This window comes from Photobacterium iliopiscarium (assembly GCF_003026395.1).
GTDB lineage: Bacteria > Pseudomonadota > Gammaproteobacteria > Enterobacterales > Vibrionaceae > Photobacterium > Photobacterium iliopiscarium.
In genome coordinates, this window is sequence record NZ_PYOO01000006.1 from 127,730 (window position 1) to 149,920 (window position 22,191).

13 protein-coding genes are annotated in these 22,191 nt (G+C 42.4%); 10 read left to right on the forward strand and 3 right to left on the reverse strand.

Translation table 11 applies throughout. The features are described from left to right. The first annotated feature begins 97 nt into the window (after window positions 1-97). Window positions 98-571, forward strand: a complete 474-nt coding sequence (locus tag C9J51_RS11455; RefSeq protein WP_052667838.1) for a hypothetical protein — start codon at window positions 98-100, stop codon at window positions 569-571. On the opposite strand, the gene C9J51_RS11460 is transcribed toward C9J51_RS11455, so the two are convergent. Continuing rightward, window positions 554-1,057: a putative 4-hydroxy-4-methyl-2-oxoglutarate aldolase gene (locus tag C9J51_RS11460; RefSeq protein WP_045036029.1), complete on the reverse strand. Its 504-nt coding sequence runs from the start codon at window positions 1,055-1,057 to the stop codon at window positions 554-556. The two genes, C9J51_RS11455 and C9J51_RS11460, sit on opposite strands and share 18 nt — an antisense overlap. 606 nt (window positions 1,058-1,663) lie before the next feature. On the opposite strand from C9J51_RS11460, the gene arcA reads away from it, so the two are divergent. Then, window positions 1,664-2,383 (forward strand): two-component system response regulator ArcA, encoded by a 720-nt coding sequence (gene arcA, locus C9J51_RS11465; protein ID WP_036796042.1) that lies wholly within the window; start codon window positions 1,664-1,666, stop codon window positions 2,381-2,383. A 64-nt stretch (window positions 2,384-2,447) separates the two neighbouring features. Here arcA and arcB read toward each other — a convergent pair whose 3' ends face one another. Further along, a complete protein-coding gene (gene arcB, locus C9J51_RS11470) occupies window positions 2,448-4,811 on the reverse strand; it encodes an aerobic respiration two-component sensor histidine kinase ArcB (protein WP_045039504.1) in 2,364 nt (787 codons plus the stop codon). A gap of 135 nt (window positions 4,812-4,946) precedes the next feature. After that, the gene (locus C9J51_RS11475) at window positions 4,947-5,894 is read right to left on the reverse strand and encodes a TIGR01212 family radical SAM protein (protein WP_045036027.1); all 948 of its coding nucleotides are present in this window, start codon (window positions 5,892-5,894) and stop codon (window positions 4,947-4,949) included. A 521-nt stretch (window positions 5,895-6,415) separates the two neighbouring features. Between C9J51_RS11475 and gltB (C9J51_RS11480) the strand changes: the two genes are divergently transcribed. From gltB (C9J51_RS11480) to C9J51_RS11515, 8 genes are all read left to right on the forward strand, one after another. Then, window positions 6,416-10,963 carry a glutamate synthase large subunit gene (gltB, locus tag C9J51_RS11480; RefSeq protein ID WP_045039503.1) on the forward strand — a complete coding sequence of 1,516 codons (4,548 nt, stop codon included), beginning with the start codon at window positions 6,416-6,418 and terminating at the stop codon, window positions 10,961-10,963. Then, window positions 10,956-12,422, forward strand: coding sequence for a glutamate synthase subunit beta (locus tag C9J51_RS11485; protein WP_045039502.1), 1,467 nt, complete (start codon window positions 10,956-10,958; stop codon window positions 12,420-12,422). The genes gltB (C9J51_RS11480) and C9J51_RS11485 overlap by 8 nt, the downstream gene beginning before the upstream one ends. A 399-nt stretch (window positions 12,423-12,821) precedes the next feature. Next, complete coding sequence (gltB, locus tag C9J51_RS11490) at window positions 12,822-17,285, forward strand: glutamate synthase large subunit (protein ID WP_045039501.1); 4,464 nt, start codon at window positions 12,822-12,824, stop codon at window positions 17,283-17,285. Between the two features lie 14 nt (window positions 17,286-17,299). Further along, window positions 17,300-18,709, forward strand: coding sequence for an FAD-dependent oxidoreductase (locus C9J51_RS11495; protein WP_107275104.1), 1,410 nt, complete (start codon window positions 17,300-17,302; stop codon window positions 18,707-18,709). A 176-nt stretch (window positions 18,710-18,885) separates the two neighbouring features. After that, window positions 18,886-19,584 (forward strand): 5'-methylthioadenosine/S-adenosylhomocysteine nucleosidase, encoded by a 699-nt coding sequence (gene mtnN / locus C9J51_RS11500; protein ID WP_045039538.1) that lies wholly within the window; start codon window positions 18,886-18,888, stop codon window positions 19,582-19,584. Window positions 19,585-19,610: 26 nt separating this feature from the next. Next, entirely contained in the window at window positions 19,611-20,573 is a 963-nt protein-coding gene (locus C9J51_RS11505) for a cobalamin biosynthesis family protein (protein ID WP_045039500.1), read from the forward strand. After that, window positions 20,573-21,409 carry a vitamin B12 ABC transporter substrate-binding protein BtuF gene (btuF, locus tag C9J51_RS11510; protein ID WP_045036021.1) on the forward strand — a complete coding sequence of 279 codons (837 nt, stop codon included), beginning with the start codon at window positions 20,573-20,575 and terminating at the stop codon, window positions 21,407-21,409. Before C9J51_RS11505 ends, btuF begins: the two co-directional genes overlap by 1 nt. Window positions 21,410-21,533: 124 nt before the next feature. Beyond that, the gene (locus C9J51_RS11515) at window positions 21,534-22,145 is read left to right on the forward strand and encodes a trimeric intracellular cation channel family protein (protein WP_045036020.1); all 612 of its coding nucleotides are present in this window, start codon (window positions 21,534-21,536) and stop codon (window positions 22,143-22,145) included. The last annotated feature ends 46 nt before the right edge of the window (window positions 22,146-22,191 follow it).

The following is a 22,191-nucleotide window of genomic DNA, read 5'->3' on the forward strand; positions in this document are numbered from 1 at the left end:
CAATACGCTACCTAATGAATATTTATTACTTATAACACTTACTCTCAACGTAATATGACCTATGATTTAGAATAATGTCGATGTGATGGGAGTGAGCATGATTAAATATTACATAAGTATTGTGGGATTACTTATCGTGTTCAACATGCCAACAGCATCAGCAGCCGCAATAATAGAAACCAACCTAACTTATAATGGGGGTGAAAAACTCACATCTGGGTGGTTTTTATCATCACAATCACGCCAACAACGTTTTGATGTATGGCAAATAGACAGCGGCTACGCTTATTCAGTCACAGACAATACGCAACTGTATGTCAGCACCCATTTAACCACCAGTACCAACGATCAACCAGCATCAAGTGGCTTAACGTCTGGGGTTAAATATTCCGTATCACCACGAATCAGTATTAATAGTGCCATTACATCAGACACCATTAATAATCACACCACATTAGGGCTAGAACTGAGTAGCCAATATGATGTATCACAAAAAGTAAATGTCAGGGCAACCGTTGATTATGCTGAACTTGAAAAAATCATTGAATTAGGATTAGGATTCAGTTTCTAATACACTCAAATCTAACTCTGTCGTACTCAACACAATGCCATTTAAATCGGCATAAATATAATCATTGGGATAAATTAAAGTATCCACAATACTCAATACAACATTATGTTCCCCCATTTGACGCTTATCTGTTTTGATAGGACACGCCGCTAACGCTTTAACACCTAACGCTAATTGTGCCAAGGTTGCAACATCTCTAATCGCACCATTAACAATGATCCCTTGCCAATTATTTTTGATAGCTAATAGTGCTAATTGATCACCAAATAATGCGCGACGACAACTACCATTACCATCAATAAACAAGACTTTACCACTGCCGTCTGTTGATAATAAATCACGCACTAAACTGTTATCTTCAAAACAGCGCAATGTCACTATTTGTCCCCAGAATGGCGTATTACGACCATAATCACGTAATATTAACGGTAAAAAACGAATATCTTGTGCATAGTAATCACATAAATCTGGTAATAAATCCTTCATTATTCTTTTCCTCTCACGGTAAAACCAACAAAAAAAGGCAAATTTGACCGTATTTCTTAACAATTATCACTATATTAATTTAATAGATCTTTTTTACTCAAATATATCAACCTTAATGAGTGTCAACCCTAACTGATACTGTTACAATATTTAGAGAAAGATGAACTATATGTTGTGTTTTTTATTATCATTACGATTAAATATTAGTCAATGGTATTGTGTTTTGTATATTATGATTACTACCATGACATTTTTATCGACTCAGATATAAAGTTAACTAAACTCGAAATATAACAACTGTTTTTCTTGCTGATTGATATAAATCAACAAATATATAAATAATCGACATCAAATAAGCTCTCCACATTGTTAGCGAGCTGTTAAGTGAATACAATTGTCGCATTATCAGGGAGATTGTAGCCAGCACCCCAAGCTTTATGGGGGATTTCAACATCTAATGCATGTTGAATGAAAGGATGGTGTACCACATAGGTTGTAACAATAAAGTGTTTATTTAAACATTTTGCCTATATGTGAATTTTTTTTATAGAATTTGACTATTCTGTGATTAACCAGATTTAGTTTCTGATATTAGGTACTGCCAAAATGCAAACCCCTCACATTCTGATTGTAGAAGACGAGCACGTAACACGTAACACCCTGAAAAGTATTTTTGAAGCAGAGGGTTACACTGTCTTCGAAGCAAATGATGGCGCAGAAATGCACCAAATGCTTTCTGAAAACCCTGTGCACCTAGTTATCATGGATATTAATCTTCCAGGAAAGAACGGCCTTTTACTTGCGCGCGAACTTCGCGAACAAGGTGATATGGCACTAATGTTCTTAACCGGTCGTGATAACGAAGTTGATAAAATTTTAGGTCTTGAAATTGGTGCTGATGATTACATCACAAAACCATTCAACCCACGTGAATTAACTATTCGTGCTCGTAACCTATTAACTCGTGCAATGAACCAAGGTCTTCCAACTGAAGATAAAAAATTGGTTGAACGTTACGAATTTAATGGTTGGTCTCTAGAAATTAACAGCCGTTCTTTAGTAAGCCCAAGTGGCGAGCAATTCAAATTACCACGCTCTGAGTTCCGTGCTCTCCTGCACTTCTGTGAGAACCCTGGTAAGATTCAAACACGTGCTGATTTACTAAAGAAAATGACAGGCCGCGAACTTAAGCCGCATGATCGTACTGTTGATGTAACTATTCGTCGCATCCGTAAGCACTTTGAATCAGTTGCAGATACTCCAGAGATCATCGCAACTATTCACGGTGAAGGTTACCGTTTTTGTGGTGATCTAGGCGAAGAGTAATCTCTTTTCCAAGCAAATAATAAAACAAAAAAAGGCGACCAATGGTCGCCTTTTTTATTATCGCTTATTGTTGCTTTAACCATGTTTTCAATACATTTATATCATCTTGATAGCTATATTTAATTTCATCAACCCAATCATTAATATTTTCCCACCACGCAGGTAATTCTGGCGATTGGGCTTTCTGCGCCACTTGCTGAATATGTTTAAGACCAATAGAACCCGCAGCGCCTTTAATCTTATGCGCTTCAAATTTAATTCCATCTTGATCTTTGGCAGTCATATTGGAATCTAAAATAGCCAAATAATCTGGCATCATTTTCTCAAACATCTCAATACTGGTATATACCGGCTCAGTACCAACAATTTCAACGTATGAGATCAACATCTCTAAATCTAATAATGTGTCGATTACGTTGGCTTGCGCAATATTAGTGCTTTCCAAACTATCATCATCGACATCGGTTGCCTGAATTTCATGGCTACAACTTAAGACAAGATTTTCAATCACATTGGTAATGGCTTTCACGCTTAATGGTTTATTGAGTACCTCGTCCATCCCTTTCGCAAGATATTCTGTTTTATCATTAACAACATTGGCCGTTAGTGCAACTAACGCTGGCAGATCTTGATATTGCTGACGTAATTTTTGTGCAACATCAAACCCAGTCATATCCGGTAATTGAATATCCAATAACACTAAATCATAATCTTCTGGTTTAAACATCGCTAACGCTTGATCACCGCGCATAGCTACCGTCACCTCATGCCCTAAGCGCTCAAGCAATGATTTAGCCACCACAATATTCAGTTCAATATCTTCTACCATGAAAATACTTAAACCCGTCATTTCTGGACGGACTTCAGTCACCACATGTTGTTCAACAGCAGCTTCAACTAATGGCACGTTAATATTAACCGTAAATGTACTCCCAGCCCCGACTTCAGAATCAACGTGAATATCTCCCCCCATCAGGTGAACTAATTGCTGAGAAACAGCTAAACCAATCCCTGTACCTACTGCATGTAAATTATCGTCACCTTGCTGAACTTGGTAATACATCGCAAAGATATTATCTATTTCAGCTTTAGGAATACCAATACCGCTATCTTCCACTTCAAAAATAATATTCGCATCAAAGTCATGTATTTCACTGCTAACCGATAGCACCACCCCACCTTGTTTAGTGAATTTGGTCGCGTTACCAATCAAATTCCATAACACTTGTCGTAATCGAGTACTATCAACTTCAATATTTCGTGGAAGTTCAGTCAAACACTCTAAATCAAACCGTAGCCCTTTTTGTTCGGCCATCAGTTGCGAGATGTTACCAATATCATCAACAAATTCATGAAAATCTAATGGTTGCGGTAACAATTCTAAACGACGACGATCCGATTTATCTAAATCTATAATGTCATTGAAAATATTACCTAAGGTGATCGCACTAACATGTACCGTTCTTAAATAACCACGTTGTTCATCGGTTAACTCAGTTTCTAATAACATACGACTTAAACCGACAATACCATTTAATGGCGTGCGTAATTCATGGCTAATCGTCGAAATAAACGCGGTTTTATCACTACTGGCTTTTTCTTGTGCGTCTTCGTATTTTTTACGTTCAGTAATATCACGCCCAAACCCCATCAGGCCTAAACGTTTTCCATTACGATCATAAAGAGGCACTTTACGTAATTCGAATAATGCTTTTTTGCCATTAGGATAATCAAGCCACTGCTCATCAGTCATGGCGGTATTATCATCAAACAATTCTTGATCTGTTTTAAGAACATGCTTAGCAACTTCGGCAGGATAAACATCCCATGGCGTTAATCCGACTAATTCTTTTTCACTTTTACCCACCAATGCAGCCATCGCACGGTTACAACCTGAAAACTGGTTTCTCTCATTGCGGTAGTAAATTAAATCGGGTGAAGCATCTAAAAATGATTTTAATAATGCACTTTTCTCAGCTACCGCCAATTGCGCATTCTCACGTTGATACACTTCATTTTCCAGATCTTGCATTGCCTCTTCGCGCGCTTCTTCAGCTTTTTCCCGCTCTTCAATTTCAGAGTTTAATCGCGAGATATTCGCTTGTAGCTGCTGATTTAACTCCATGTCACGCGCGCGCATTTGTTCTAACTTCGTGACTAGTTGCGATAATCGTTGGCGAGAATCTTCTAATTGATCAACCACCACCGATAAAAAATACACCGCCCAAGGAGTAATAAATAATCCAAACGTCACTGAGCGAATAATTTCAACGTCACGCATAGTGCCTTGCAATAAAAGCGTTACGCTAATTTGCACAACCAATGCTAACGCCACTAATGCCGCCGCTAATAATAAGCTAAAACGGAAAACACCTAATTTCACTAATAGATCGACATAAAATTGGGCTAAAATTTTGACTTGCTTCATCAATGAATACCAATAAAAATAACCTCGCCATGATGGCGAATACTATTGTTTATAATAATCGCTCTCGCCACTAGTGCCTAAGTGAAAGCTGTAAAGTTTTATTGTGGCGCACAAAAAAGCCAACGTTAAAGAAAGTTAACCCTTATTATGCAATATTGGTAATTGATACACGAAGGGGTTATCTAAGCCACTACCTTGAGCGCCATGCTTATTAAGAAGATGTTCAATATCCATCATCGCTAACCAACGATTTTCACACCACATTGGCGCCAGTAATGTAGGTCGACGTGCACTTGCCGCGACACGATGATAAATCACCTCTGGCGGCGTAAAACGGATCATTTCACTCGCAATATCGGTATAAGTCTCAATACTGATCGGCTGTAATCGCCCCGCTTTAAAGGCTTGTCCCATCTTACTGCCTTCAACAATATGTAATGGATGCAGTTTGATACCATCAACCCCAACCTCAACCACTTTGTTTAATGTCATTAAATTATCAGCCTTAGTATCACCAGGCAAACCTACAATTAAATGGGTACAAACTTTGATACCTAATGCACGCGCACGCTGGGTAATTTCTGCATAACAAGCAAAATCATGACCACGATTAATCCGTTTAAGGGTTTTGTCATTCGCGGTTTGCAAACCAAGTTCAAGCCAAATTTCATAACCCTGTTCTACATAGCCAGCCAGTAATTCTAATACCGCATCAGGCACACAATCGGGGCGAGTACCGACACATAAACCCACAATATCAACCGCAGTTAATGCTTGTTCATACATCGTTTTTAAGCTTTGAACTTCAGCATAAGTACTGGTGTAAGCCTGAAAATAGGCTAAATAACGTTTTGCACGATGGATCTCACCCGCACGCTCAGTTAATTGTTGCTGGATGGGTACAAACTGATTATTTTCATCCGCAAATGAAGCTACATTACAAAATGTACACCCACCACGACCAATAGTACCGTCACGATTAGGACAACTAAAACCACCATGTAAAGTGAGTTTATGCACTTTTTCACCATACCGATGTTGAAGGTCTTGTCCAAATGTATTGACGAGTTGATGCAATTGCATGGTATTACCTAACGTTTAAAACAATGAATAATCTCCGTCAACGCAGACCAAGAGACAAAAGAGCCGCAACATATCATCAATCACCCTAACGTAGATTGTGCTAAGACAAAGAACCCCTTCTCTAAGGTTGATTCGACTCCACTTTTAACCGACTTATTTAAACAACAAAACCGACGCTCTAAATGCTTCATTTATGCAGTTATTATGTTAGTTTTTATTGGTAATTAATGTATCAAAATTGTAGGATGGTTACACTTGTGTGCAATTTATAAACAAAAAAAACACTAAAATCACGCTGTTTTAGTGTGGTTTATATGGCTATTTTGGCAGGAATAACGTGTTTTGTTATTCATAATCGTAATACAACAGCATTAAGTTTGTGAATGATACGGTGTCATCACTACAAACACACATCAAGGATGCAGGACAGGAGTCCATCTCAATGCGAATTGATTGTGATAATAAATTAGGGATAACCAAGCCTTAGGAATATGGCTTGATGTAACTGGAAGGATGTATCTATGACAGCTCAAGAGCATAACGCTCAGGGACTTTATGTGCCTGAATTAGAGCACGATGCCTGTGGTATCGGCTTTGTTGCCCACCTTAAAAACCGCAAATCTCACCAGATCGTCACTCAAGCTCTCGATATGCTCGCGCGTATGGAGCACCGTGGTGGTCAAGGTTGTGACCCTAGTAGTGGTGATGGGGCAGGCATCTTACTGCAAAAACCCCACGAATTTTTATTAGAAGAAACCGTTAAGCTAGGGATGAAATTACCCGCTTTTGCACAATATGGTGTGGGCGTGGTGTTATTCCCTAAAGACGAACATAAACGTCAGCAATGTCGTGATATTCTTGAGCGCAATGCCAAACGTCTTGATCTAGAAATTATTGGTTACCGTGTACTTCCGGTTGATAATTCAATGATCGGCGAAGATCCTCTTAGTACTGAACCTCAATTTGAACATGTGTTTATTACCGGTGGCGTCAATTTAGATCCCGCCGTATTAGAACGTAAACTTTACGTATTACGTAACTATACCGTACGCGTGTGCTTAGAAAGCGTGTCCAATATTGGTGATGATTTCTACATCAACTCACTGTCTTATAAAACATTAGTTTATAAAGGCCAGTTAACGACTGCCCAAGTGCCACAATACTTCCTTGATTTACACAATCCAGCAATGGTCACCGCCTTAGCGTTAGTTCATTCCCGTTTTTCAACTAACACTTTTCCTCGCTGGCGATTAGCACAACCTTTCCGTTACATTGCCCACAACGGTGAAATCAATACCGTGCGCGGCAATCTTAATTGGATGAAAGCCCGTGAAGCCATTCTTGAATCTGACTTATTTAGCCACCAAGAAATTAGTATGCTACTGCCAATTTGTCAGGAAGGCAGTTCAGATTCGTCCAACTTTGATATGGCACTTGAGCTATTAGTGCTTTCTGGCCGTAGTTTGCCGCATGCTTTGATGATGTTGATCCCTGAAGCATGGCAAGAAAACACCAGCATGGATCCTAAGCGGCGCGCTTTTTATCAGTATCACGCCAATATTATGGAACCGTGGGATGGCCCTGCGTCTGTCTGTTTTACTGATGGTGTACAAGTCGGTGCTACATTAGATCGCAACGGGTTACGACCATCACGCTATACCGTCACTAAAGATGATTTTCTGATCATGGCATCAGAATCAGGGGTAGTAAAAATTGCCCCCGAAAATGTGCAGTTCCGTGGCCGCTTACAACCTGGCCGTATCTTCGTTGCCGATCTTGAACAAGGTCGTATTATTTCAGACGAAGAAGTCAAAGATAGTATCGCGACCTCACAGCCATATGAGCAATGGATCAAAGATAATCTATTGACACTAAAAACACTGCCAGATGCTGACAACATGTACCACCAGCCAACCCCTGAGCGTTTATTGCATCATCAACAAGCTTTTGGCGTTAGCTCAGAAGAAGTTAACGATATTATCGTACCGTTAGCCAATACAGGCTATGAACCACTTAGCGCAATGGGTGCCGACTGGCCATTAGCGGTGTTATCACACCAATCACAACACTTATCGAATTACTTTAAGCAACTGTTCGCACAGGTAACCAACCCACCGATAGATCCTATCCGTGAACGCATGGTGATGTCACTCAATACCTACCTTGGTAAAGATCAGAATTTACTGACAGAAACCTCTGAGCATTGCCATAAAGTCGAACTTGAATCACCGGTACTATCAAACGCTGAGTTAGAAAAAATTCGCGCGATTGATAACGAACATCTGCAATCAAAAACATTAGATATTGTGTTTCGAGCCAGTGGTGAACAAGGCAAACTTGATCGCGCCTTAAAGCGTATCTGTCAGTATTCTGAAGATGCGGTGATTGATGGTTATTCAATCATTATTTTAACGGATCGTGCGGTTAATTCTAACCATGCCGCCATCCCCGCGATGCTTGCCGTGGGTGCTGTTCACCATCACCTGATCCGCAAAGGTTTACGCGCTAAATGTGACATTGTGGTTGAAACTGGTGATGCCCGTGAAACCCACCATTTTGCGACCCTTATTGGTTATGGTGCCAATGCGATTAACCCTTATTTGGTCACGGAAACACTGGTTGATTTACAACATAAACGTAAACTTGACCCTGAGCTGCCAACCGATACTTTATTTGATAATTATCGTAAAGGGGTTAATGGCGGACTGCTAAAAATCTTCTCTAAAATGGGAATTTCAACGTTGCAGTCTTACCATGGCGCACAGATTTTTGAAGCGCTGGGTATTAGCAAATCCGTGGTTGATAAATACTTCACCGGTACTGTTACCCGTATTCAAGGGTTAACCATCGATGATATTGCTCAAGAAGTACTAGTACGTCACCGTGTTGGTTACCCAACCCGTGAAATCCCATTACAAATCCTTGACGTGGGCGGCGTCTATCAGTGGAAACAACGCGGTGAAAAGCACCTGTTTAACCCTGAAACGATTTCATTATTACAACAATCAACCCGTAACAAAGATTATGCTCAATTTAAGCAATATGCCAAAGCGGTTGATGATCAAGGTGACAATGCTGCGACATTGCGTAGTCAGTTAGATTTTGTCAACAATCCAACTGCGTCAATTGCACTGGAAGAGGTTGAATCACTTGAGAAGATCCTCAAGCGCTTCGCAACAGGTGCAATGAGTTTTGGTTCGATTTCTTATGAAGCTCACTCTACTTTAGCTGTAGCCATGAACCGCATTGGCGCTAAATCTAACTCAGGCGAAGGGGGTGAAGACCCTACCCGTTTTGATAAAAAAGATAACGGCGATTGGGAACGTTCAGCGATTAAACAGGTGGCATCAGGTCGTTTTGGGGTTACCTCATATTACCTCACCAATGCTGCTGAACTGCAAATCAAAATGGCACAGGGCGCAAAACCCGGTGAAGGTGGACAACTACCCGGCGACAAAGTCGATGACTGGATTGGCGCAACCCGTCACTCAACCCCTGGGGTCGGCTTGATTTCACCGCCACCTCACCACGACATCTACTCTATTGAAGATTTAGCCCAGCTGATTTTTGATTTAAAAAATGCTAACCGTGACGGTCGCGTTAATGTCAAATTAGTCTCAGAAGCGGGTGTTGGAACCATTGCTTCAGGCGTTGCCAAAGCCAAAGCCGATGTTGTACTTATTGCAGGCTTTGATGGCGGTACTGGTGCATCACCCATGTCATCAATTCGCCACACCGGTTTACCATGGGAACTTGGCTTAGCTGAAACCCACCAAACACTGCTTAAAAATGGTTTACGTAACCGAATAGTGGTGCAGTCTGATGGGCAAATGAAAACCCCACGTGACCTTGCCATTGCGACCTTACTCGGCGCTGAAGAATGGGGCGTAGCAACCGCAGCACTGGTGGTTGAAGGCTGTATCATGATGCGTAAATGTCATAAAAACACCTGTCCAGTTGGGATTGCAACTCAAAATAAAACCCTCCGTGAGCGCTTTGATGGCCGTGTAGAAGATGTCGTCACCTTCTTCCAATACATGGGTGAAGGTTTACGTGAAGTGATGGCTGAACTTGGTTTCCGTACCATTGATGAAATGGTCGGCCAAGCGCAGAAGCTTAAATTGCGTGATGATATCGTCCACTGGAAATACAAAAACCTCGATCTTAGCCCAGTACTGCACATTCAACCGCCACGTGCTGAAGATGGCATTTATAACCAACGCCAACAAGATCATGGTTTAGCAAACGTATTGGATCGCACCTTGATTCGATTAGCACAATCCGCATTAAGTGATGGTGAAGCGATAACGGCACAACTACCGATCATCAACACTGATCGTAGTGTCGGCACTATGCTGTCTAATGAAATATCAAAAGTCTATAAAGACCAAGGCTTACCACTGCCAATGACGGTCAAGTTTAACGGCTCTGCTGGTCAAAGTTTTGGGGCTTTCCTTGCAAAAGGGGTCCACTTTACCGTCGAAGGCGATGCCAATGATTACTGGGGTAAAGGCCTTTCTGGCGGTACGCTAGTGCTCTACCCTGATCGTCAATCCGATATTATTGCCGAAGATAATATTGTGGTCGGTAATGTTTGTTTCTATGGCGCTACTTCTGGCGAATCTTATATTCGCGGCCTTGCAGGTGAACGTTTCTGTGTTCGAAACTCAGGAGCCAACGTTGTCGTTGAAGGCATTGGCGATCACGGCTGTGAATACATGACAGGCGGTGTAGCCGTTATTCTGGGTCAAACCGGACGTAACTTTGCCGCAGGCATGAGTGGCGGGGTCGCTTATGTGTGGGATCAATTTGGGGATTTTGAAACCAAACTCAACGCTGAATTAGTCGACCTTGATCCTATTGAAACTGAAGATAAAGAACTATTGCTCGATATGTTAACCAAACATATTGAATTAACGGGTAGTACGGTCGCAGAACTGTTCTTGTCTAACTTTGAGGCTAATCTCAAACAGATGATGAAAGTGATGCCAAGGGATTACAAAGCCGTATTACAACAGCGTCAAGCTGCCGCTCACAACAAGGAAACGTTGGAGGCCATCAATGGGTAAGCCTACGGGATTTTTAGAATTTGGCCGCGAACTGCCAAGTAAGTTAGATCCAAGTGTTCGTATTCAAGACAACAAAGAATTTGTTCTTAACGAAGAATTTGGTGACAAAATTCAAGAGCAATCATCACGTTGCATGGATTGTGGTGTACCTTTTTGTCATAACGCATGTCCGATTGGTAATATTATTCCTGAATTTAATGATGCGGTTTATCGTGATAGCTGGGAAGAAGCGTGGAACATTTTAAGTTCAACCAATAACTTCCCAGAATTTACCGGTCGCGTCTGCCCAGCCCCTTGTGAAAGTGGTTGTGTGCTTGGCATCAATCAAGATCCAATCACCATCTGTAATATTGAAAAAACCATTGTTGAAACCGCTTATCGTAACGGTTACGCCAAACCTAAAATTCCACGTTCGCGGACGGGTAAAACCATCGCCATTATCGGTTCTGGTCCTGCGGGGTTATCTGCCGCTGAACAATTAAACAGTGCAGGTCACACTGTTACCGTGTTTGAGCGCGATGAAAAAGTGGGCGGTTTACTGCGATTTGGTATTCCTGACTTTAAGCTTGGAATGGATATTATTGATCGTAAAATTGACCTGATGGCGCAAGCTGGTGTGAAATTTGAAGTCAATGCTCATATTGGGGTCGATATTAACGCCCAACAGTTACGCCAAGAATTTGATGTTATTTTACTAACCGGTGGTTCAACTGTCCCGCGTAATTTACCTATTCCTGGGCGTGAGCTTAATGGGGTTCATTTTGCGATGGACTTTTTAGCCCAAAATAACCGCCGTGCAAATGATATGGATATCAAAACAGCTGAAGTGCATGCGCAAGATAAGCATGTCGTTGTCATTGGTGGTGGCGATACAGGATCAGATTGTGTCGGTACTTCCAACCGCCATGGTGCGGCAAGTATTACTCAAGTTGAAATCATGCCATTGCCGCCAGAGCAACGCCCTGCCAACCAACCGTGGCCGTCATACCCGATGATCATGAAAACTTCGACATCGCATGAAGAAGGTTGTGATCGTTATTGGAATATTCTTACCAAAGAATTTATTGATGATGGTAATGGCAATGTTAAAGGGTTACGAATCGCTGATATTGCATGGCAAGAAGCAAAACCCGGTGCAAGACCAAACTTTGAAGAAGTGGCAGGAACTGAACGCATCATCGCTTGTGATATGGCCTTTCTAGCAATGGGCTTTTTACACCCAGAGCCAACAGGCGTGTTAGCACAATTGAATATTAAACTTGATGATCGCGGTAATGTTGCCACTCAGAATTTCGCCACCAGCCAAGCTGGCGTATTTGCCGCAGGTGATATGCGAACCGGACAATCATTAGTGGTTCGTTGTATTAACGAAGGTCGTGAATCAGCACGGTCAATTGATAACTACTTGATGGGTAACTCCCATCTCGAAGCGAAAGCGAATTCTTTGATGCTTTCGTAAACTTTATTATTATTTGATTCAACTGAAAAATGTAAAGCCAGCACATTACTGCTGGCTTTTTATTGATTACAGCTCAGACGATTATTTTATTACACAAATTTATAACATCCACCCTCGTAATCCACCAAATTTAGCCATTTTTTAATCTAAAAACACAGTAACCAACCCTTAATTAACACTCAAAAAAACTTACAGCTGTAATGAATATAATTTTATTTCAGATAGTTAAGGTTAATAAAAACCAGTTAATGGGTATAAATATCATTTGTTAGCAATATTTGACCTTTTTGTAAATTGTCGTTAATTTGAAATATCGTAGGAGGCAAAATGCGCGATCAATCTTGATTTCCATTTTGCAGTAAAACTGTTTATAGCAAACAGGAGCAAGGGAGAATTGCAATGTCACTGTATAACCCATCACTAGAAAAAGATAACTGTGGCTTCGGTCTTATCGCCCACATTGAAGGCGAAACTAGCCATAAACTTGTTCGTACCGCAATATCTGCCCTCGATCGCATGACCCACCGAGGAGGAATTGCTGCGGATGGGAAAACTGGCGATGGCTGTGGTTTATTAATTAAAAAACCTGATAATTTTTATCGTATTATTGCCGCAGAAAAGCAGTGGAATTTATCGCGTGAATTTGCAGTAGGAATGATATTCCTCAGTCAAGATCCTGTCCTCGCTCAACATGCACGTGAAATTATCAACGAAGAGTTGATCACCGAAACCTTATCCATTGCAGGTTGGCGTGAAGTGCCGATCAACGCCAGTGTTCTCGGTCCGATTGCCCAACAATCACTGCCAACCATTGAACAAGTGTTTATCAATGCTCCAGCAGGATGGAAACCACGGGACATTGAACGTCGGCTTTATATTGCTCGGCGTCGAATTGAAAAACGGATTACAGACGATAAAGATTTCTATATTTGTAGCCTCTCAACCCAAGTTACGGTCTACAAGGGGTTATTCATGCCCGCTGATCTGCCTAAATTTTATCAAGATTTAGGGGACATTCGATTAGAGTCATCAATCTGTTTATTCCACCAACGTTTTTCAACCAATACTCAGCCACGATGGCCATTAGCGCAGCCTTTCCGTTACTTAGCCCACAATGGCGAAATCAATACCATTACCGGTAATCGTCAATGGGCACGCGCACGCGCTTATAAATTTAGTTCACCACTATTACCTGATTTAAAAACAGCGGCGCCATTTGTTAATGAAACCGGATCTGATTCATCCAGCCTTGATAATATGCTGGAGCTGTTTTTAGCCGGCGGTATGGATCTCTTTCGTGCGATGCGAATGCTCGTGCCACCAGCATGGCAAAATCACCCTGATATGGATCCCGCATTACGTGCTTTTTATGATTTTAACTCCAAGCACATGGAACCATGGGATGGCCCCGCAGGCATTGTAATGTCAGATGGTCGTTACGCGGCGTGTAACCTTGATCGTAATGGCTTACGCCCTGCGCGTTATGTGATCACTAAAGATAAACTGATCACCATCGCTTCTGAAGTCGGCATTTGGGATTACACCCCTGATGAAGTGGCAGAAAAAGGCCGTGTCGGCCCCGGTGAGTTATTGGTTATCGATACAAAATTCGCCAAAATCTGGCATTCACAAGATATTGATAACGAACTGATGAGCCGCCATCCGTATAAGCAATGGATGGATACTCATGTTCAACATTTAGTGCCCTTTGAACAGTTAGATGATAGCCATATAAGCCAACGTAGTTTGGATGACAATCAGCTTAATACTCACCACAAACAATTTAATGTCAGCCGTGAAGAACTCGATCAAGTGCTGCGGGTTATTGGTGAAAATGGTCAAGAAGCCACAGGATCTATGGGTGATGATGCACCAATGGCAGTATTGTCATCGCAACAGCGTCCAATCACCGATTATTTCCGTCAAATGTTTGCGCAAGTGACTAACCCACCGATCGATCCTTTGCGTGAAAAACATGTGATGTCCCTTGCGAGCTGTATTGGCCGTGAGATTAATGTGTTCTGTGAAACCGATAGTCATGCTCAGCGAGTGGCATTTAAATCACCCGTTTTACTCTATTCTGATTTCAAACAGTTACTCGATCTCGATCAGCAATACTATGCTAACAACCAGCTTGATATTAATTTTGACCCGCAACAAACGGATCTTGAGCAAGCCATTGTCAGCCTCTGTGATAAAGCTCAGCTGTTAGTCGAACAAGGTGCGGTACTGATTGTGTTATCCGATCGCACCATCAGCAAAGATACTCTACCCATTCCAGCTGCGATGGCAGTGGGTGCCATTCAACGCCGATTAGTCGATAACAATTTACGTTGTGATACCAATATTGTGGTTGAAACCGCTACCGCACGCGATCCGCATCAATTTGCAGTGCTGTTTGGTTTTGGCGCTACGGCGGTTTACCCCTACCTTGCCTATGAATCATTAGCAAAAATGGTTGATAGTAAGGTGATTGATAAGCCATACCGCGAAGTGATGACTAATTATCGCGACGGGATCAATAAAGGCCTGTTTAAGATCATGTCCAAAATGGGCATCTCAACCATTTCCTCTTACCGTTGTTCAATGTTATTTGAAGCGATTGGCTTAGGTAATGACATTATTGAACTGTGTTTCAAAGGGGTTTCAAGCCGTATTGCTGGCGCTGATTTTAGTGATATTCAACAAGACTTGCACAACCTTGCACGTACAGCATGGCTAAAACGCAAACCGATTGATCACGGCGGTTTACTTAAATATGTTCATGGCGGCGAGTTCCACGCTTATAACCCGGATGTGGTTTCAACGTTACAAAAAGCCGTTAAATCTGGCGATTATCAAGATTACCTTGTTTTTGCAGACCAAGTAAATCATCGCCCTGTGGCCGCTATTCGTGACTTATTGACCTTAACGGATAACCACAATCCAATTGCGATTGAGAACGTAGAAGCCGCAACGGAATTGTATAAGCGCTTTGACTCAGCAGCGATGTCGATTGGCGCGCTAAGCCCAGAGGCACACGAAGCCTTAGCGATTGCGATGAACCGTTTAGGCGGCTGTTCTAACTCAGGTGAAGGTGGTGAAGATCCACGCCGTTTTGGTACTGAGCGTAACTCACGCATTAAGCAAGTAGCTTCCGGTCGCTTTGGCGTCACTCCGCATTATTTAATCAATGCCGATGTGATCCAAATTAAAGTCGCGCAAGGGGCAAAACCCGGTGAAGGCGGTCAGCTTCCGGGGCATAAAGTCACCACAGAAATTGCCAAGTTACGCTTTGCCGTACCTGGTGTGACCTTAATTTCACCGCCACCGCATCACGATATTTATTCGATTGAAGATCTGGCGCAACTAATTTTCGATCTCAAGCAGGTCAATCCCAAAGCGTTGGTGTCTGTCAAACTGGTATCAGAACCCGGCGTTGGCACTATCGCGACAGGTGTTGCCAAAGCTTATGCCGATTTAATCACGATCTCAGGTTATGACGGTGGTACGGGTGCAAGTCCACTTACGTCAGTGAAATACGCAGGTAGCCCGTGGGAACTTGGATTAGCTGAAACCCAACAAGCATTGGTGACAAACGGCTTACGTCATAAAATTCGTCTGCAAGTGGATGGCGGCTTAAAAACAGGGCTAGATGTCGTTAAAGCAACGATTTTAGGGGCAGAAAGCTTTGGCTTTGGCACTGCGCCAATGGTTGCGCTTGGATGTAAATATCTGCGTATTTGTCATCTAAACAACTGCGCAACAGGTGTGGCGACTCAAGATGAAAAACTGCGCCGAGATTTCTTTAAAGGCTTACCAGAACAGGTAATGAATTACTTTATCGGTGTCGGCGAAGAAGTTCGTCAATTGTTAGCTCAACTTGGGGTTAAACAATTAATAGACTTAATCGGTCGCACTGATTTATTGCAACAACTTGAGGGTCTTACTGCCAAACAATCAAAACTGGATTTAAGTCCTTTATTAGTTGCACCAACACCACATGCTGGCAAAACCGTATATTGCAGTGAAACCAATAGTCCATTTGATGATGCACAGTTAAGCCAGCAATTACTAGAGCATACGCTAAGCGCCATAGAAACGCGCAGCGGCGGTGATTATCACTTTCCTATCTATAATACCGATCGTTCAATTGGCGCGCGCTTATCCGGTGAAATTGCCCACCGTTATGGTAACCAAGGCATGGCTTCAACACCGATTACGCTCCACTTTATCGGTACGGCGGGGCAATCCTTTGGGGTCTGGAATGCGGGCGGTTTAAACCTTAATTTAACCGGCGATGCTAACGATTATGTCGGTAAAGGCATGGCGGGAGGAAAGATTGCTATTCGTCCACCACTCGGCTCAGCGTTTAAATCCAGTGATGCCACCATTATCGGTAATACTTGTTTATACGGTGCAACAGGCGGCAAGTTGTTTGCCGCAGGTAAAGCAGGCGAGCGTTTTGCGGTGCGTAACTCAGGGACGATTGCGGTAGTAGAAGGGGCTGGTGATAACGCGTGTGAATATATGACGGGCGGAATTATCGCTATTTTAGGTAAGACTGGCGTCAACTTCGGCGCCGGAATGACGGGTGGCTTTGCGTATATCTTAGATGAAGATGGTGATTTTGCAGGACGCGTAAACCCTGAGTTAATTGAAGCAGTCGCACTTGATCAACTCAAAATCCATCAAGAACATTTACGCGGATTAATTGATCGTCACCTGCAAGAAACAGGTTCAACCCGTGCGCATGAAATTTTGGCTAACTTTGACCAATGGATTCCAAAATTCTATCTTGCGAAGCCAAAGTCAGCGGATATCAATACGCTGTTAGGCCACCAAAGTCGTTCAGAATCTGAACTGCGTCTTCAGGCACAATAAGGGAGGGAAACCGAATGAGCCAGAATGTTTACCAATTTATTGATGTCGAGCGTATCGACCCACCTAAAAAAGCGATTCAAATTCGAAAAATCGAGTTTGTCGAAATTTATGAGCCCTTTACAGAGCAACAAGCAGGAGCACAAGCAGACCGTTGCCTCGATTGTGGTAACCCTTATTGTGAGTGGAAATGCCCCGTGCATAACTACATTCCACAATGGTTAAAGCTTGCTAATGAAGGCCGAATTATTGAAGCGGTAGAGTTATCGCATCAAACTAATACCCTCCCAGAAGTCTGCGGTCGGGTTTGCCCGCAAGATCGCTTATGTGAAGGGGCATGTACCCTTAATGACGATTTTGGTGCAGTCACTATCGGTAATGTTGAAAAATACATTACTGATAAAGCGTTTGAAATGGGGTGGAAACCCGATATGTCAGGCGTTGAACTAACAGATAAAAAAGTCGCCATTATTGGCGCAGGTCCAGCAGGATTATCATGTGCTGATGTTCTAGTGCGTAACGGCGTAAAACCGGTGGTATTTGATCGCTACCCTGAAATTGGCGGCTTACTGACGTTTGGTATTCCTTCGTTCAAATTAGAAAAAGATATTATGGTCAATCGCCGTCGTGTCTTTAGCGAAATGGGGGTTGAGTTCCAGCTTAATACTGAGGTGGGTAAAGATATCAGCATTGACACTCTGCTCGCTGATTATGATGCGGTTTTCTTAGGTGTCGGCACCTATAAAAATATGCGTGCAGGGCTCGCGAACGAAGATGCAAATGGCGTCTACGATGCGCTACCGTTCTTAGTCTCTAACACTTATCGAGTGATGGCGCTTACACAACCACAACCGTTTATTGATATGCAAGGCAAACGGGTTGTCGTCCTTGGTGGTGGTGATACCGCGATGGATTGTGTTCGTACCTCAATTCGCCAAGGCGCAAACAACGTTATTTGTGCTTACCGTCGTGACGAAGCCAATATGCCAGGATCGAAGCGTGAAGTGAAAAATGCGCGAGAAGAAGGGGTTAACTTTATGTTTAACCTGCAACCATTAGGCATTGAGGTCGATAGTTCAGGTAACGTCATTGGCGTTAAAGTCGTAAAAACCGCCTTAGGTGACGCTGATGCTGCGGGTCGTCGACGCCCAGAACCCGTTGCCGACAGTGAACATATCTTAGCGGCTGATGCGGTGATTATGGCATTTGGTTTTCAACCACACGCCATGCCTTGGCTCACGCCTTATGATGTCGAGCTCGATCAATGGGGTCGAATTAAAGCAGCTGACACTGCATTTGCTTTCCAAACGTCAAACCCAAAGATCTTTGCGGGTGGTGATGCGGTGCGTGGTTCTGATTTGGTGGTCACCGCCATTGATGAAGGTCGAAAAGCCGCAGATGGTATTCTCGATTATTTAAACCTGTAACTGACCTCTCCATTAACACGTGTTATCAACACAGCAGTTATCTCTAATAACTGCTGTGTCGTTACAACGGTTAACAGTGTTTAGACGAGAGTTTTGGAATAATGATTATGGCTCATGCTACAATCTTAGCCATATCAGCACGGCAAGTGCACCTCATCAATAAAGAGATACCATTCATGAAAATCGGCATTATTGGCGCAATGGAACAAGAAGTTGCCATCCTTAAAGATCAACTTACTGACTGTGAAACCCATAATACAGCAGGTTGTACTATCTACACTGGTAAACTAAACGGTGCGAACGTAGCATTACTACAATCAGGTATTGGTAAAGTATCCGCAGCAGTAGGTACAGCTATTTTACTTGAAATCTTTAAGCCTGATGTAGTGATTAATACCGGTTCTGCTGGCGGTTTTGAATCAAGCTTAAACGTAGGCGATGTGGTTATTTCAACTGAAGTACGTTACCACGATGCTGATGTAACAGCATTTGGTTACGAAATCGGTCAAATGGCACAACAACCTGCCGCTTTCCTGTCTGACGAAAAATTAATGTCTGTTGCAGAACAAGCACTAGCAGCATTGCCACAACCACCCCACGCGGTTCGTGGTTTGATTTGTACTGGCGATGCTTTTGTATGTTCAGCTGAGAAACAAAACTTCATCCGTACCCATTTCCCAACAGTGGTTGCGGTTGAAATGGAAGCCGCTGCTATTGCGCAAGCTTGTCACCAATTCAAGGTTCCATTTGTGGTTGTTCGTGCAATTTCTGATGTTGCTGACAAAGAATCACCAATGAGCTTTGATGAGTTCCTGCCACTTGCAGCACAGAGTTCTTCTGTAATGGTTGCTAAAATGGTTGAATTGTTAAACTAATAACATCAATGAGATGATAACTACTGATGACAACTTCGGCATTTATCGCCTCATTAACAACCAATAGCTCCCTGCTGGCTTTGTGGGGAGCTTTATTATTACATTGGTTATTACCCATCCCCTCTCCATTGCATCCATTGCGTATCTGGCACCGTCTAGCATTATTAATTGCCGCACGAGTCAACCACCCTTATGACAATTACGCTCAACGACAATTAGCGGGTTATTTAGCCTGGAGCTTAATGTGGTTTACTGTATTTATCTTATTATTCGCGATGAGCCAATTAGTATTGTATCCAATTATATTTCAACTAACGTTATTATGGCTGGCTCTCGATTGGCAACAAACAGCCCATCTTAGCCATCAATTTAATCATGCTTATAACTGCAACGATAAAGATCAATGTCGCCAATTGCTCGCACCTCATCTCAATCGAAATACCGACGTCTTATCACTGCTTGGGTTAGGTAAAGCTGGCGCTGAAACCATTATTTTAAGCTATGGCAGACATGTGGTTGGGGTACTATTTTGGTATATGATTGGCGGTGGTATTGCGGCTATTTTATATCGCTTAGCCATCGGTCTTGCTCGTGCATGGTCACCGACACGTGCTCAGTATGCGGTATTTGGATACCCAGCAATACGTATCGCAGCAATAATTGATATTCTACCACTGCGGTTATTTGCTTTATTACTGAGCCTGGGACGCAATAGTCGTGTTGCGCTACAAGGATTACGTAACCAAGGTGAAAACTGGCATTTACCTGGGCCTGGGTGGCTACTTGTTATTATTGGACACAAGCTAACATTATCACTCGGCGGTCCAGCTATTTACAATAATGTCAAAATGGAACGGCCTCGCCTTGGCGGCAGAATAACACCATCAGCACTGCATCTTGCACAAATACAACAACTCATAACGCAACGCCTTTATGTGTGGATCGCAGTTGAAAGTTTATTACTATATATTTTTTATGGAGTTTTATAGTGCGATTCTTATGTTTACTTATATTCGTTATAAGTACCATTACACCTAGCGTGGCGGCAACGTTAGCCCAACAAACCCAACGTATAATTAGCTTATCGCCTCATACCACTGAAATGGCTTATGCGGCTGGATTAGGAAACAAGCTGATAGCAGCCAGTGCTTACAGTGATTACCCTCCCGCAGCTGAAAAATTAGAGCGAGTGGCAAATTATCGCGGTCTTAAAATGGAGCGTATTTTAGCGCTAAAACCTGATTTGATTTTAGCTTGGCAAGGCGGCAACCCTAGCCGAGAATTAGCCCGTTTAGAACAACTGGGGATTAAAATACTCTATTCAAACCCAAAAACATTGGCCGATATTCCCAATACATTAGAACAACTGGGGCAATATGCCGATTCACCACAGCCTGCACAGCAAGCTGCCACTGAATTTAGACATCAGTTACAACAATTAAAAATAGCCAATCACAATAAACCTAAAGTACGCTATTTTTATCAATTAGGTTCAACGCCATTAATGACCGTTGCCGATAGTGGCTGGCCAAGTCAGATTTTTCAATTTTGTGGTGGCGAAAATATTTTTGCAAATAGCAGTGTGGCCTACCCACAAGTTAACCAAGAGCAAGTGATTGTTCGTCAACCTCAAGTGATATTTAGTGCTCAACCAATCGCTGACACTCAACAATTATGGGCGCAATGGCAACACCAACTAATTGCAATAAAACAACACCATATTTACCAACTTAATACTAATTGGTTAAATAGACCAACACCACGAACATTACTTGCAATTAAACAAGTCTGTGGATTACTCAATCAAGTACGAGATGATCACTAATCACAGTATGGATATAAAGCCTGTGAATAACGTCACAAAGCATTTTATTACTGTTGTGCGTTACGTATTTATTCGTACAATCTCTGCCGCTTAACTCAACTTCATTATTCTTGCAGGAACAGAGATGCTTATTTATTTTCTCGATATGTTTGGCACTGCCATTTTTGCTGCATCAGGTGTACTTATGGCCGGACGGCTACGCATGGACCCTTTTGGTGTCGTTGTGCTTGCCAGTGTAACGGCGATTGGCGGTGGTACTATTCGAGATATGGCATTAGGGGCAACACCAGTTTTTTGGATTCACGATACTAATTATTTATGGGTAATTTTTATTACTTGCGTTATCACTATGATAGCCTCTCAACGACCACAACGAATGCCATGGTATTTTCTACCCGTAGCCGATGCAATTGGACTTGCTGTGTTTGTTGCTATCGGTGTTGAGAAATCATTACGCTATGGTGCATCACCATTAGTGGCCGTTATTATGGGGGTGATCACTGGATGTGGCGGTGGTGTTATTCGTGATGTTTTAGGTCGTGAAGTACCGATGATTTTCAGAACTGAAGTTTACGCTACTGCGTGTATTATTGGCGGTACCATTCATACCCTTAGTTTATCTCTGGGTGTCCTACCGTCGATGGCTGCCATTATGGGTATTATCACCACCCTTTCAATTCGTTTAGCCGCTATTCGTTGGAACCTTTCCTTACCCACATTTGCTCTGCGAAATTAAATAGCCAGCCATAACAATAAGTTATAAAAAAACCGCCATGCCATAC